The organism is Afipia broomeae ATCC 49717, from assembly GCF_000314675.2.
Classification (GTDB): domain Bacteria; phylum Pseudomonadota; class Alphaproteobacteria; order Rhizobiales; family Xanthobacteraceae; genus Afipia; species Afipia broomeae.
On record NZ_KB375282.1, the window covers coordinates 2,145,586 to 2,159,607 of the forward strand.

The window sequence follows — 14,022 nt, forward strand, 5'->3', positions numbered from 1 at the left end:
ATTTGAGCGGAAGTCACATGGACGATCTGAAAGCCATTATCGGAAAAGTCGCCACCGGCGCAGCCCTGTCGCGTGACGAAGCGGCATCGGCGTTCGACCGCATGATGTCCGGCGAAGCGACGCCCTCGCAGATGGGCGCGCTGTTGATGGGCCTGCGCGTGCGCGGCGAGACCGTCGACGAAATCACCGGCGCGGTCTCCGCGATGCGCTCCAAGATGCTGACCGTGAAAGCGCCTGCCGACGCGGTCGATATCGTCGGCACCGGCGGCGATGGGTCGGGATCGGTCAATGTCTCGACCTGCGCATCGTTCATTCTTGCCGGCGCGGGCGTCCCCGTCGCCAAGCACGGCAACCGCGCGCTGTCGTCAAAGTCCGGCGCTGCCGATGCGCTCGCGGCGCTCGGCGTCAACATCAACATTGCGCCGGAAGGCGTAAGCCGCTGCATCGCCGAGGCGGGCATCGGCTTCATGTTCGCGCCAACGCATCACCCGGCGATGAAGAACGTCGGCCCTACCCGCGTCGAACTCGCCACCCGCACCATCTTCAATCTGCTCGGACCGCTGTCCAATCCCGCGGGCGTCAAGCGGCAGATGGTCGGTGTGTTTTCCAAGCACTGGGTCGAGCCGCTGGCGCAGGTGCTGAAGAATCTCGGCGCGGAATCGGTGTGGGTCGTGCATGGCTCCGACGGCCTCGACGAGATCACCCTCACCGGCCCGACCTTCGTCGCGGCTCTCGAAAAGGGCAACATCCGCACATTTGAAGTCACGCCGGACGACGGCGGGCTGCCACGCGCTACCAGCGCGGACCTCAAGGGCGGCGATGCCGAGGCCAACGCCAGGGCGCTTCGCGATGTTCTGGAAGGCAAACAGAACGCCTATCGCAACGTCGCGCTGTTGAATGCGGCGGCTGCGCTCGTGGTCGCCGGCAAGGCCAAGGACCTCAAGGAAGGCGTTGCGCTCGGCACCAAGGCGCTGGACACTGGTGCGGCGGCGGACAGGCTCAAGCGCCTTGTCGCCGTTTCCAATGCTTGAGGAGCCAATACCCTTGTCGGACATCCTCGATAAAATCGAAACCTACAAGCGCGAGGAAATCGCCGCTGCCAAGCGCGCGCTTCCACTCGCCGAGGTCGAGGCGCGCGCCAAGGCCGCATCCGCGCCGCGCGGCTTTGCCAAGGCCATTCGCGCCAAGCACGCCAACGGCGACTACGCACTGATCGCCGAGATCAAGAAAGCCTCGCCGTCGAAGGGACTCATTCGCGCCGACTTCGATCCGCCTGCTCTCGCCAAAGCTTACGAGGCGGGCGGCGCAGCGTGCCTCTCGGTGCTGACCGACACGCCGTCGTTCCAGGGATCGCTCGCTTTCATGGTTGCGGCACGTGCGGCCGTCTCGCTGCCGGTGTTGCGCAAGGATTTCATGTACGACACCTATCAGGTGGCGGAAGCGCGGGCACATGGCGCGGACTGCATCCTGATCATCATGGCCGCGCTCGACGATGCTGCGGCGAAAGATATCGAGGATGCCGCGTTCGCGCATGGCATGGACGTGCTGCTCGAAGTCCATAACCGCGAGGAACTCGACCGCGCATTGAAACTGAAGTCGCCGCTGCTCGGCGTGAATAACCGCAACCTGCGCACCTTCGAGACGACGCTCGCCACCAGTGAAGAACTCGCTCCGCTGATTCCGAAGGATCGCATCAGTGTCGGCGAAAGCGGCATCTTCGCGCCGGAGGATCTCTCCCGTCTTGCACGCGTGGGCATGAACACCTTTCTCGTCGGCGAGAGCCTGATGCGTCAGGCCGATGTGACGGCTGCAACGCGCACCCTGCTCGCCCGCAGCGATGCGCAACGCGCCACCGGGACGCGCTGAACCGTGGCCAAAAAGACATCAAAGACGAAAGCAGGCGCCGCCCTCACCCATATCGACGCCAAGGGTGAAGCACGCATGGTCGACGTCTCGGCCAAGCCGGATACCGAGCGTGTGGCGGTGGCCGAAGGCCGGGTCATCATGACCCGCAAGACGCTCGACCTCATTATCAAGGGCAACGCCGCCAAGGGCGACGTGCTCGGCACCGCGCGCATCGCGGGCATCATGGCGGCGAAGCGGACCTCCGACCTCATTCCGCTCTGTCATCCGCTGGCTCTCTCAAAGGTCACGCTCGACATTACGCCCGACACCAAGCTGCCGGGTTGCCGCGTGCGTGCCACGGTGAAAGTGAAAGGCCCGACCGGCGTCGAGATGGAAGCGCTGACCGCCGTGTCGGTGGCCTGCCTCACCATCTACGACATGGTGAAGGCCGTGGAGCGCGGCATCCAGATCGAAGCCATCCGTCTGGTCGAGAAAAAGGGCGGCAAGTCCGGCCACTATCTGGCGGACTATTGAGGATCGCACCATGGCGCTGATGCCGGTCGCCGAGGCCTATGCCGCCGTTCTCAAGGACGCCGCTGCGTTGCCCGAAGAGACGGTTGCGCTCCAAGATGCGTTTCATCGCACGCTCTCTCGCGATATCGCAGCAATGCGCACCCAGCCACCTGTCGCCTTGTCGGCGATGGATGGATACGCGGTGCGCGCCGCAGATGCCCTGCCGGGCGCACGGCTGAAGGTGATCGGCGAAGTCGCTGCCGGTCGGCCGTTCAATCAAAGCATCGGCGCTGGACAGGCTGCGCGCATCTTTACCGGCGGAGTTGTTCCCGGCGGCGTGGACGCGGTGGTCATTCAGGAAGACACCACGCGTGACGGTGAGTTTGTCGTCATCAACGAAGCCGTCACGGCGGGGAAAAACATCCGCCCCGCCGGTATCGATTTCCGCGAGGGCGACGTGCTGCTGCCGCGCGGCTCTCTGCTCAACGACCGCGCCCTCGCGCTGGCGGCCGGCATGAACCATCCGCGGTTGCCGGTGCACCGCCGTCCGAAAGTGGCGATCCTCGCGACCGGCGACGAACTGGTGCCTCCGGGCACGACACCCGGCCCCGGTCAAATCGTCTACAGCAATGTCTTCGCGCTGGCTGCACTCGCGCGCAGCGAAGGCGCGGACGTGATCGAACTCGGCATCGCGCGCGACACACTCGAAGAGACCTCCGGCGGCATCCGGCGCGCGCGCGATCTCGGCGCGGACGTTCTTGTCACCACCGGCGGCGCATCGGTCGGCGATCACGATCTGGTTCAGGCCGCGCTGACAACCGAAGGCTTCGACATGGCCTTCTGGAAGATCGCGCTGCGGCCCGGCAAGCCGATGATGAACGGAAGGCTCGGGGCGATGCGCGTGCTCGGCCTGCCCGGGAACCCCGTGTCGTCCTACGTCTGCGCCTTCCTGTTTCTGGTACCGCTGATCCGTTCGCTCTCCGGGCGAACCATGATCGATCATCCACTCGAGCAGGCCAGGCTTGGGCGCGAGCTGCCCGCCAACGACAAGCGGCAGGACTACCTGCGGGCGCGCGTCACAGCCGGCAGCGACGGTGTGCCCGTCGCTACGTCGGTGGGTGCGCAGGACAGTTCGCTGGTGGCAAAACTGGTCGAAGCGAATGCGCTGATCATCCGTCCGCCGTTCGCGCCCGCGGCCCCCGCCGGCTCGCCCTGCACGATCCTGCGGCTGCCGGACTGACAATCCCGATCACACGGGCCCCGTCGTTGACGTGAAATTAAGGGGTTGCGGAACACATATGGAACAGATAGTGTTCGTTCATGATTTGTTTCGAGTGACTCGCTACTCCTGAGTGTCCCTTTCCACTTGTTCTCAGTGGGGATCCAGAGAGGCGCGGCTTCGGATCAAAACGTGGGAATTCTTGAGATCCTTGGGATCGGGGACCAATTCAGATGCTGACACGCAAACAATACGAGCTTCTGCGCTTCATCAACGAGCGGCTCAAGGAAGCTGGTGTTCCGCCCTCCTTCGACGAGATGAAGGACGCGCTGGACCTGCGGTCCAAGTCCGGCATCCACCGGCTCATTACCGCCCTTGAGGAGCGCGGCTTCATCCGCAGGCTCGCCAACCGGGCCCGCGCCATCGAGGTCATCAAGCTTCCCGAAACAAGTGCCAGCCCCGGCGGCGCCCGCCGCGGCTTCACGCCAAGCGTCATCGAGGGCAACCTCGGCAAGGTCCGGTCGGCTCCGTCCCTCGGTCCTGATGAGGATGCCAGCTTCCCGGTTGCCGTGCCGGTCATGGGCCGGATCGCGGCAGGTACGCCGATCGAGGCGTTGCAGACCCGGAGCCACACCATCAGCGTGCCGCCCGACATGCTCGGCTCCGGCGAACACTACGCTCTCGAAGTGCGCGGCGATTCCATGATGGAAGCCGGCATTCTCGACGGCGACACCGTGCTGATTCAGCGCAACGAGACCGCCGACACCGGCGACATCGTGGTGGCGCTGATCGACGAGGAAGAAGCCACCCTGAAGCGCTTCCGCCGCCGCGGCGCGTCCATCGCGCTGGAGCCGGCCAACGCAGCTTATGAAGTTCGTATCCTGCCGCCCAACCGCGTGCGGATTCAGGGCAAGCTGATCGGTCTCGTCCGCAAGTACTGAGACTTTCGGTTTCCCTGTCATTCCAGGGCGCGAGCTTTTGCGAGCGAACCCGGAATCCAGAAACTTGCCCGTTGAATTTGCTGGCCTGTCCGGAATGATGGCTGGATCAATCGTCCGGCTGCAGATCGCTCTCCGCCGGCGTCGCATCGACAGGCTGTGCGGGACGATTTGACCGGACAGCGGGTGTTTCGATGTCATCATCGGCATTTGCCGGTGACCACGGGCGATTCACGCCGCGCGGCTTGTTGGCCGTGATCGCGTAGCCGTCTGCGGTTTTGCGCAGAGCGAGTGTGCCGCGCCTGCGCAGCATTTCCTGATCCAGCACCATGGCCGCACAATCGGCGGGCGGCTGACGCAGTGTCACGATCACCGCGGCCCGCGCGCAATCATCCGCGAACGCGTCGGGTTTTAGCGCCAGCGCAACGGTCGAGCCGTCCGCCGCCTGCACCACGCATCCAGATGGGTCGCACGAGACACCGTCGGTCAGCGACGCGTCGGTTGCCTTGCGCATGTCGGCGTCGGCTGCGAGCCATTCGCGCGACAGGAAGGCATCCTTTCCAGTGCGCATCAGGCGCAGCCTGCCGTCCTTCCCGCGCACCGCGACCGAGGTGCCGTCTCCCGCAACAAGGATGTCCGGCTGCGGCGTGGTCAGCGCCCAGACCGTTGCGAATGCAATGAGCCCTGCTCCCGTCCATCGCAATGGCGTCCGCAACAAACCGAGCGCGATAATGCCTGCGCTCATCACCGCCAGCGGCCCGGCGCCGAATGACGCGATCTGGCCGATCGCGCCGGGAAGCGCTGCCACCCATTGCGACACCGCCACCATCCATCCGATGCCGACATCCATCAGCCGCCAGAACACGCCGTCGAAGCCGAACGGCATCGCCAGCAACCCGAGCAGCCCTGCGGGCATCACCAGTATCGAGACCACCGGCATCGCCGCGAGATTGGCTAACACGCCGTAAGGCGTCACGCGATGAAAATGAAACGCCGCGTAGGGCATGGTCGCGAACCCGGCCACCAGCGACGCCAGCGCCAGCATGGTGATTTCGCGTCCACCCCAGAGCGCCGCGCGCGCCACCTGCGAATTGTCGGGCGAGGCAAACAGGTTCGGCATGCCGATCTGGATCAGCGCCACGAGGCCAAGCGTCGCCGCGAACGACATCTGGAAACTTGGGTGGACCAGCGCTTCCGGCGCGATCGCGAGCACGATCATCGCCGCCACCGCCAGCGTGCGGAACGTGATCGCGCGCCGGTCGACCATCACCGCGATCAGCACCACCGCCGTCATGAAGAACGAACGCTGCGTGGCGACCTCAGCCCCAGACAGCAGCAGATAGAAAGCGGCGGCGATCAGCGCCGCGGCGGCGGACCATTTCTTGATCGGAAATGTCACGGTGAGCGCGGGAAACAGCGCGAGCAGCGCGCGCACGGCGAAGAACACCACGCCTGCCACCACCGCCATGTGATAGCCCGAGATCGACAGCACATGGCCGAGTCCTGAAATGAACATCGCGTCGTTGACCGGCGCGGAAATCGCATCGCGCCGGCCGGTGAGCAGTGCCGTGGCGATGGCGCGGTTATCGCCGGAGACGACGCTGCGAATGCGCGCGTCGATGGCGTCGCGCATCCCCTGCATCGTGGCGGCGTAGCGCAGATATGCGCCGCCGCTGCGTGGGGCATCAACCGTCTTGATCGCGCCCATGACGAAGCCCGACGCGCCGATGCCCTGAAAGTACATGTCGCGGCCGAAGTCGTAACTCCCCGGACGCAGCGGCGAGAGCGGTGGCAGCAATCGCGCCTTCAGTTCGACAAAGCTGCCGACGGCGGGCGCTGTCCCCTTCTTCACCGAAAGCCGGACACGCTCCAGTTTCTGCGTACCGCGCGCCGATTCCATCTCCTCAACGCGCAGCACAAAGCGGTCGGTGCGCTCGCGCTCGTCACGGGTTTCGACAAACCCCTTCACTGTCACCGAAAACATCGGTCGCGCCAGCACGCCATGGGCGACGCGCGCAGTCTTCAGCGTGGCTGTGGCAAACCCCGCCACCAGTGCGGCCAGCATCACCGCGAAAGGAAAGATGCGGCTTCGCCGCGCGAGGAATGCTGCGATACAGAACGCGAGCGCCGTCGCAATGGCAACCGACGCCACGGGTTCACGGTCCGCAGCGAAGTAGATCGCAATGCCCGCGCCGAACGCGACCGGCACCCATGGCAGCAACCGGCCCGGTCCGGCTTCCGCCGCGATCCAGCTTCGGGCTTTTCCGATGAGGAATGACGATGCGCTTTCCGTGAAGCCGGCGGCGGCAGGCACGGCACTGCGCGGCGGCCAAGAAACAGCTCGGCCGATGGCGCGCCCCGCCCGGCCTTGGGATCTCTCTTGGGATCGCTCCCGGTCTTCGCCGCCCCCGCCCGCCATCGCGCCGCTCCGGCATCGCCGAGACAATGCTAGCGGAAGCCATCAGGCTGGATAGCGGAACGGATGCAGAATGCGCTGTTCGATTTTGCCGGAAAACTGAGGCCGCCAAGTGATGGCGGCCTCCGTCCCGGTTATTTGCCGCTGGCGGCGCGCTGCTTGCGGTATTCGAGCGCGGGCAGGCCGCCCCATCCCCAGTTGTCCGTGTCCACCTCCTCGATAACGACGAAGGTGGATTCAAGCGGCTTGTGGAGGACGTCGAGCAGAAGCTGGCTGGCGCCAGCAATCAGACGCGCCTTCTCTTCCGCCGTGACGGAGGTCCGGCCGGGGCCGGATCCCTCGCGCGTAACCTGGATCGTGACAATCGGCATGACAGCCTCCGTTAGTGACCGGCGCTCTGGCCGCCGTCGACATGCAGGATTTCTCCGGTCACGAAGCCAGCGGATTCAAGGTAGAGAACCGCGTCCACGATATCGCGCATCTCGCCCATGCGTTTCACCGGATGAAGGGCGGCAAGAAACTCGTGGGTCTCCGGGGCGTGCATCGGAGACTTGATGATGCCGGGCGACACGGCGTTCACACGAACGCCCTTGGTCGCATATTCGATCGCCAGCGCCTTGGTGGCCGAATTGATGCCACCCTTGGTGAGGTTGGCGAGCACCGTGGGCACGATGGCGGTCGCGTTGTCGGTCAGGCTCGTGGTGATGCTGACAATATGACCAGAGCCCTGCTTCAGCATTTCCGCCGCGGCTTGTTGCGTGATGTGGAAGAAGCCGGCGACATTGGTCGCGATCTTCGAATTGAAGTCCTCGGCCGTGTATTCGGTGAACGGCTTGGAGATGAAGATGCCGGCATTGTTCACCAGCGTGTCGACCCGTCCAAAGCGCGTGACGGCTTCCTTGACGACGCGCTCGGCTGTGGCGCGATCGCCGATATCGCCGGCGACGGCCACAACGTCGGGATCGCTGCCCTGCTTGATTGAGCGGGATGTCGCGACGACCCGATAGTTGCGATCCCGGTAGGCCTTGACCAGGCTGGCGCCGATACCCTGCGATGCGCCGGTGATAATTGCGACCTTCTGTGCGTTGCTCATGGTGTGCCTCGATGATGTACCCAACGGCGATATTGCTGCTGGCTGGCCCGCGGGCCGTTGCTCATCGTTCTATGGCGTCCCATGAGGCGGCAGAATTGCCGACGTTCGGCAGACATCCTTCCGCCGGCCGAAAGAATGGCGAGGGTTCAGGAATTCATCGTTCCGGCTTCCGCAGACAACCGGGCAAATTCGGCTTTCAGGCGGGGCGCTGCAAAATCAACGAATGTGCGCACCTTTGGCACCGTCAGCCGCCCCTGCGGCATCACGAGATTGACCGGCAGGACTGCGGGTTCGGCATCGCGCAGCAGGAGCTTCAACGATCCATCCTGGACGCGTTCGGCAACGTGATAGGTGTAGAGACGCGTCACACCATGGCCATCCACCGCAGCGCCAAGCGCTGCACGTACGCTGTTCACGAGAAACCGGGGCTTGAAGTGGACAGATCGCGCGATCGAACTCCCCGGAGCTGGCGGAAAGACCCAGGTGTCCTGCCCCATGTGAGTTGTGGTGACAATGCTGTGTTTGGTCAGATCCGCGGGCTCGACGATACGAGGATGGGCGGCGAGATAACGCGGCGACGCGGCGACCACCCGCTTAACGTCTCCCCCCACCCGTACCGCGACCATTGCGGAGTCCGGAAGTTCGGCAACACGAAGCGCGATGTCGATACCTTCTTCCACAAGGTTGGCATGGCGGTCGAGCAACAGCAGATTCACCGAGACACCCGGGAACGCGTCGAGATAGGCGGTGATGATTGGGCGCAGAATTTCTTCGCCGCTGATCGGCGGCGCCGTGATCGTCAGCACGCCTCGCGGAGCGGCACGCTCACCCGCCGCGGACAGATCCGCCTCTTCAAGCTCGACGAGAACGCGCCGGCACGCCACGGCATAACGCTCACCGGCTTCGCTCAGCTTGATCGTACGCGTGGTACGATGAAGCAGTTCAGCGCCGACATGCTGCTCAAGAAAGGCAATGGCTCGGCTGACCGCTGCCGGTGACCGCCCGAGCCGTCGTCCTGCTCCGGCGAGGCTTCCCTCATCCAGCGCCGTGACAAACACCTTCATTGCTTCGAGACGATCCATCTGCAACCTGCCGTGCCGCTTCGTTATCGCTCCCGCAATGGTAGCGGAAGCGATCCGGTGATGAACAGCGGAACGGATGCGGAATGCGAGCTTCGATCAGCCCGCAGCCTTGGCGTAGCTGTCGCGCAGGCCGACGGTGCGGTTGAACACCGGCTTGCCGGGCGCAGAATCCTTGTCCCGAACGAAATAACCCTGGCGCTCGAACTGAAAGGCTCCGTCGAAATTGTCGCTGGCCAGCGCGGGCTCCAGCATCCCGGTCACGGTTTCCAGAGACTGCGGATTGATCTGCGCGGCGAAGTTCGCGGCCTCCGGCTGAGGTGTCGTGAACAGCAGGTTGTAAAGCCGCACCTCCGCCGGCACGGCGTCCGCCGCGCTCACCCAGTGGATCGTGGCCTTCACCTTGCGTCCGTCAGGCGCGTTGCCGCCCTTGGTCGCAGGATCGTAGGTACACCGCAGTTCGACCACCTCGCCCGCCGCATTCTTGATGACCTCGCGGCAGGTGATGAAATAGCCGTAGCGCAGCCGCACTTCGCGGCCCGGCGCCATGCGGAAGAATTTCTTCGGCGGGTCTTCCATGAAGTCGTCGCGCTCGATGTAAAGCTCGCGGCCGAACGGAATCTGCCGCGTGCCCTGCGACGGATCGTCGGGATGATTCACGGCTTCGAGCGTTTCGCTCTGCCCTTCCGGATAATTCTCGATCACCACCTTGAGTGGATTGAGCACGGCCATGCGACGCGGCGCGGTCTTGTTCAGGACCTCGCGCACCACGAAATCGAACATGCCGAGGTCGACGGTGCTGTTCGCCTTGGCGACGCCGATGCGCTTGACGAATTCGCGCAGCGCTTCCGCCGGAATCCCGCGCCGCTGCAAGCCCGCAAGCGTTGGCATGCGCGGATCGTCCCAGCCGGACACATGGCCGCCGCGCACCAGTTCTGTGAGCACGCGCTTGGACAGCAGCGTGTAGGTCACGTTGAGCCGGGCGAATTCATACTGATGCGGCCGCGATGGCACCGGCAGGTTTTCAAGGCACCAGTCGTAAAGCGGACGGTGATCTTCGAATTCGAGCGTGCAGATCGAATGCGTGATGTGCTCGATCGCATCCGACTGGCCGTGCGCAAAATCGTAGCTCGGATAGATCTTCCACGCGTCGCCCGTGCGCGGATGATGCGCGTGCAGGATACGATAGAGCACCGGATCGCGCAGATTGATGTTGCCCGACGTCATGTCGATTTTGGCGCGCAGCACGCGCGCGCCGTTCGGAAATTCACCCGCGCGCATCCGGCCGAACAGGTCGAGATTTTCCTCAACCGACCGGTCGCGGAAAGGGCTGTTCTGTCCGGGCTCGGTCAGGGTGCCGCGGGTCAGCCGGATCTCTTCCTGGGTCTGATCGTCGACATAGGCCTTGCCTGCGCGGATCAGGTGCTGCGCCCAGGCATAAAGCTGTTCGAAATAGTCGGACGCGAAATGGAGATGCTCGCCCCAGTCGAAGCCCAGCCAGCGCACATCGCGCTCGATCGCGTCGATGTATTCCTGTTCTTCCTTGGTCGGATTGGTGTCGTCAAAGCGAAGATGGCAGCGCCCGCCGAACTCCTCGGCGATCCCGAAGTTCAGGCAGATCGATTTGGCGTGGCCAAGATGCAGATACCCGTTGGGCTCAGGCGGAAAGCGGGTCACCACGCCCTTTGCACGGCCCGAAGCCAGGTCCTCGGCAACAATATCGCGGATGAAGTCGCGGCCTGCGGTCGAAGGCGATTCGTCGGTCATTGGCACCCTTTCAGTTGGGCCCTATGTGCCAAATCCGGGAGGCCCCGCCAAGTGCTGCCCGGCGCTGGCCAGACCGGGCTTTTTCGCTGGCGAAGCCCGCATCCGGGCTTTGGGCGCGTTTTAAATCCCCGGCAATTCGTGCTGAGACAGTGTGCCGTTGTTGTGATAAACGCCCGCCGATACCCCTCTCCGAGATCGATCGAACCGCCTGAAATGACCGAAACTGTCGTTACCCGCTTCGCGCCGTCCCCGACCGGCTTCCTCCATATCGGCGGCGCACGCACCGCGCTGTTCAACTGGCTTTATGCGCGCAAGCGCGGCGGCAAGATGCTGCTGCGGATCGAGGATACCGATCGCGAGCGTTCCACCGATGCGGCCATCGAGGCCATTCTCGATGGACTGAAATGGCTCGGCATCGAGTGGGACGACGAGACGGTCTATCAGTTCACCCGCGCCGCGCGGCACCGTGAAGTCGCCGAGCAGTTGCTCGCCGACGGCAAGGCCTATCGCTGCTACGCGACGGCTGAGGAACTGGCGCAGATGCGCGAGGCCGCCAAGGCCGAGGGCCGCGCCATCCGTTACGACGGCCGCTGGCGGGACCGCGATCCGTCGGAAGCGCCTGCCGGCCTTAAGCCTGTCATCCGGCTTCGCGCGCCCCAGACCGGCGAAACCGTGATCGAGGATCAGGTCCAGGGCCGCGTGGTCTGGCAGAATGAAAATCTCGACGATCTCGTGCTGCTGCGTTCGGACGGCAATCCGACCTACATGCTCGCCGTGGTCGTGGACGATCACGATATGGGCGTCACCCATGTCATTCGCGGCGATGACCATCTGATCAACGCTGCTCGTCAGAAGCACATCTACGATGCCCTCGGCTGGACCGTTCCGGTGATGGCTCACATTCCGTTGATCCACGGTCCCGACGGCTCGAAGCTCTCCAAACGGCATGGCGCGCTTGGTGTCGATGCCTACCGCGCCAAGGGGTATCTGCCGGAGGCGCTGCGGAACTATCTGGTACGGCTCGGATGGAGCCACGGCGATCAGGAGATTTTCTCGACCGAGGAGATGATCCGGGAATTCGATCTTCCGGCGATCGGTCGATCCGCGGCGCGGTTCGATTTCGCCAAGCTCGAAAATCTCAACGGCCACTACATCCGCAACGCCGACGACAAGGCGCTGCTGGCGAGCTTCGAGGATGTGCTCCAGTTCATTCCCGAAGGCGCAGCCATCCAGGCCAAGCTGAATGACACGACCCGTGCCCAGTTGCTGGCTGCGATGCCGGGCCTGAAGGAGCGTGCCAAAACGCTCCTCGAACTGGTCGACAGCTCCAATTTTATCTTTGCCGACCGCCCGCTCCAGATGGAGCCCAAGGCGGCGGCGGTGCTCACACCTGACACCCGCAAGCTGATCGGGGAACTTCGTTCGGCGCTGGAAAAGGTCGATCCCTGGACTGCGGAGACCGCCGAGACGGCCATGCGCCAGTTTGCCGAGCAGAACAACCTCAAGCTGGGGGCGATTGCGCAACCGTTACGTGTCGCCTTGACCGGGCGGACAACGTCACCCGGGATTTTCGACGTTCTGGCGGTGCTGGGGCGGCAAACCTGCCTCGAACGCCTGCAGGATCAGGCCTCGGGATAGCCCTGGAATAACAAACACCAACGCAGAGCTGCCCAAACTTTAGGTGCAGCCCACCTATCTTGCAGCGCACACAGCAATAAGCTACCCATTCCAGCCACTCTTCTGGAATAAAGCGCTTAGGCCCCTATATGGCCTTAAGCGTCACTCGCCCTGAGCAACACTCACCGGGGACTTCACGATGGATGCAAAGACCAACACCAAAAAAGCAACGCTGACGGTTGAAGGGAAGACCGTCGATCTCCCGGTTTTGTCCGGCACTGTCGGACCTGATGTCATCGACATCAGCAAGCTCTACGCCCAGACCGGGATGTTCACATATGACCCGGGCTTCACGTCGACGGGCAGCTGTGAATCCAAGATCACCTACATCGATGGCGACGAAGGCATCCTGCTGTACCGCGGCTATCCGATCGAACAGCTCGCCGAAAAGGGCGACTTCCTCGAAACCTGCTACCTGCTGCTGTACGGCGAACTGCCGACCAAGGCCCAGAAGGAAGATTTCGATAATCGCGTGACCCGTCACACGATGGTGCACGAGCAGATGGCCCGCTTCTTCCAGGGCTTCCGCCGCGACGCGCACCCGATGGCCGTGATGGTCGCCTCGGTCGGCGCCCTCGCCGCGTTCTACAATGACTCCACCGACATCTCCGATCCGACGCAGCGCATGATTGCCTCGATGCGCATGATCGCGAAGATTCCGACGCTCGCGGCGATGGCCTACAAGTACAACGTCGGCCAGCCCTTCGTTTATCCGAAGAACTCGCTCGATTACGCCTCGAACTTCCTGCAGATGTGCTTCAGTGTGCCTTGTGAAGAGTACAAGGTGAATCCGGTGATGGCGGAAGCGCTGGACAAGATCTTCATTCTCCACGCCGACCACGAACAGAACGCATCGACCTCGACCGTGCGCATCGCCGGTTCGTCCGGTGCCAACCCGTTCGCCTGTATCGCCGCCGGCATCGCCTGCCTGTGGGGCCCGGCTCACGGCGGCGCGAACGAAGCCGCTCTGCAAATGCTGGCCGAGATCGGCACCGTCGACAAGATTCCTGAGTTCATCGCCAAGGTGAAGGACAAGAACTCCAATGTCCGCCTGATGGGCTTCGGTCATCGCGTCTACAAGAACTACGATCCGCGCGCGAAGATCATGCAGCAGATGTGTCACAAGGTGCTCAAGGAGACCGGGCACCAGAACGACCCGCTGCTTCAGGTTGCGATGGAGTTGGAGAAGATCGCGCTGAGCGACGAATACTTCATCCAGCGCAAGCTCTATCCGAATGTTGACTTCTATTCGGGCATCACCCTGAAGGCGATGGGCTTCCCGACCTCGATGTTCACCGTGCTGTTCGCGGTCGCCCGCACCGTTGGCTGGATCAGCCAGTGGAGCGAGATGATCCAGGATCCGCAGCAGAAGATCGGCCGTCCGCGCCAGCTCTACTCCGGCGCGACGTCCCGCGATTACGTCGGGATCGACAAGCGCAAGTAAGCGCTACGTCATTCTCAGCAAAAAGGCCGGT

General features: G+C 63.6%; 12 protein-coding genes. 7 read left to right on the top strand and 5 right to left on the bottom strand.

Annotation, left to right across the window (positions count from 1 at the left end):
- The first annotated feature begins 17 nt into the window (after positions 1–17).
- The 5 genes from trpD (at position 18) to lexA (ending at position 4,518) form a co-directional block, all read left to right on the top strand.
- Positions 18–1,031 carry an anthranilate phosphoribosyltransferase gene (gene trpD / locus HMPREF9695_RS09915; protein WP_006020715.1) on the top strand — a complete coding sequence of 338 codons (1,014 nt, stop codon included), beginning with the start codon at positions 18–20 and terminating at the stop codon, positions 1,029–1,031.
- A 13-nt stretch (positions 1,032–1,044) separates the two neighbouring features.
- Positions 1,045–1,866, top strand: coding sequence for an indole-3-glycerol phosphate synthase TrpC (gene trpC / locus HMPREF9695_RS09920; RefSeq protein ID WP_006020716.1), 822 nt, complete (start codon positions 1,045–1,047; stop codon positions 1,864–1,866).
- Between the two features lie 3 nt (positions 1,867–1,869).
- Positions 1,870–2,379: a cyclic pyranopterin monophosphate synthase MoaC gene (gene moaC, locus HMPREF9695_RS09925; RefSeq protein ID WP_006020717.1), complete on the top strand. Its 510-nt coding sequence runs from the start codon at positions 1,870–1,872 to the stop codon at positions 2,377–2,379.
- Between the two features lie 10 nt (positions 2,380–2,389).
- A complete protein-coding gene (locus tag HMPREF9695_RS09930; RefSeq protein WP_006020718.1) occupies positions 2,390–3,598 on the top strand; it encodes a molybdopterin molybdotransferase MoeA in 1,209 nt (402 codons plus the stop codon).
- 212 nt (positions 3,599–3,810) lie between these two features.
- Complete coding sequence (lexA, locus tag HMPREF9695_RS09935) at positions 3,811–4,518, top strand: transcriptional repressor LexA (RefSeq protein ID WP_006020719.1); 708 nt, start codon at positions 3,811–3,813, stop codon at positions 4,516–4,518.
- Positions 4,519–4,624: 106 nt separating this feature from the next.
- Here the strand turns inward: lexA and HMPREF9695_RS09940 are convergent, their stop codons facing one another.
- The 5 genes from HMPREF9695_RS09940 to HMPREF9695_RS09960 form a co-directional block, all read right to left on the bottom strand.
- Entirely contained in the window at positions 4,625–6,934 is a 2,310-nt protein-coding gene (locus HMPREF9695_RS09940) for a ComEC/Rec2 family competence protein (protein WP_006020720.1), read from the bottom strand.
- A 131-nt stretch (positions 6,935–7,065) separates the two neighbouring features.
- Entirely contained in the window at positions 7,066–7,302 is a 237-nt protein-coding gene (locus HMPREF9695_RS09945) for a tautomerase family protein (RefSeq protein WP_006020721.1), read from the bottom strand.
- Positions 7,303–7,313: 11 nt separating this feature from the next.
- Positions 7,314–8,024: an SDR family NAD(P)-dependent oxidoreductase gene (locus HMPREF9695_RS09950; protein ID WP_006020722.1), complete on the bottom strand. Its 711-nt coding sequence runs from the start codon at positions 8,022–8,024 to the stop codon at positions 7,314–7,316.
- A gap of 146 nt (positions 8,025–8,170) precedes the next feature.
- Positions 8,171–9,106: a LysR family transcriptional regulator gene (locus HMPREF9695_RS09955; protein ID WP_006020723.1), complete on the bottom strand. Its 936-nt coding sequence runs from the start codon at positions 9,104–9,106 to the stop codon at positions 8,171–8,173.
- A gap of 96 nt (positions 9,107–9,202) precedes the next feature.
- Positions 9,203–10,870, bottom strand: coding sequence for a glutamine--tRNA ligase/YqeY domain fusion protein (locus HMPREF9695_RS09960; protein WP_006020724.1), 1,668 nt, complete (start codon positions 10,868–10,870; stop codon positions 9,203–9,205).
- Positions 10,871–11,083: 213 nt separating this feature from the next.
- On the opposite strand from HMPREF9695_RS09960, the gene gltX reads away from it, so the two are divergent.
- Together gltX and gltA are read left to right on the top strand one after the other, a co-directional pair.
- Positions 11,084–12,508: a glutamate--tRNA ligase gene (gltX, locus tag HMPREF9695_RS09965; protein WP_006020725.1), complete on the top strand. Its 1,425-nt coding sequence runs from the start codon at positions 11,084–11,086 to the stop codon at positions 12,506–12,508.
- Between the two features lie 178 nt (positions 12,509–12,686).
- Positions 12,687–13,991 (top strand): citrate synthase, encoded by a 1,305-nt coding sequence (gltA, locus tag HMPREF9695_RS09970; RefSeq protein WP_006020726.1) that lies wholly within the window; start codon positions 12,687–12,689, stop codon positions 13,989–13,991.
- Positions 13,992–14,022 lie beyond the last annotated feature (31 nt).

Excerpts from the sequence above, each read along its gene's own strand:
- lexA (WP_006020719.1), top strand. The coding sequence starts at position 3,811 with ATGCTGACACGCAAACAATACGAGCTTCTGCGCTTCATCAACGAGCGG.
- HMPREF9695_RS09940 (WP_006020720.1), bottom strand. The coding sequence starts at position 6,934 with ATGGCGGGCGGGGGCGGCGAAGACCGGGAGCGATCCCAAGAGAGATCC.
- HMPREF9695_RS09955 (WP_006020723.1), bottom strand. The coding sequence starts at position 9,106 with ATGGATCGTCTCGAAGCAATGAAGGTGTTTGTCACGGCGCTGGATGAG.
- HMPREF9695_RS09950 (WP_006020722.1), bottom strand. The coding sequence starts at position 8,024 with ATGAGCAACGCACAGAAGGTCGCAATTATCACCGGCGCATCGCAGGGT.
- gltA (WP_006020726.1), top strand. The coding sequence starts at position 12,687 with ATGGATGCAAAGACCAACACCAAAAAAGCAACGCTGACGGTTGAAGGG.
- gltX (WP_006020725.1), top strand. The coding sequence starts at position 11,084 with ATGACCGAAACTGTCGTTACCCGCTTCGCGCCGTCCCCGACCGGCTTC.
- HMPREF9695_RS09930 (WP_006020718.1), top strand. The coding sequence starts at position 2,390 with ATGGCGCTGATGCCGGTCGCCGAGGCCTATGCCGCCGTTCTCAAGGAC.
- HMPREF9695_RS09960 (WP_006020724.1), bottom strand. The coding sequence starts at position 10,870 with ATGACCGACGAATCGCCTTCGACCGCAGGCCGCGACTTCATCCGCGAT.
- HMPREF9695_RS09945 (WP_006020721.1), bottom strand. The coding sequence starts at position 7,302 with ATGCCGATTGTCACGATCCAGGTTACGCGCGAGGGATCCGGCCCCGGC.
- trpD (WP_006020715.1), top strand. The coding sequence starts at position 18 with ATGGACGATCTGAAAGCCATTATCGGAAAAGTCGCCACCGGCGCAGCC.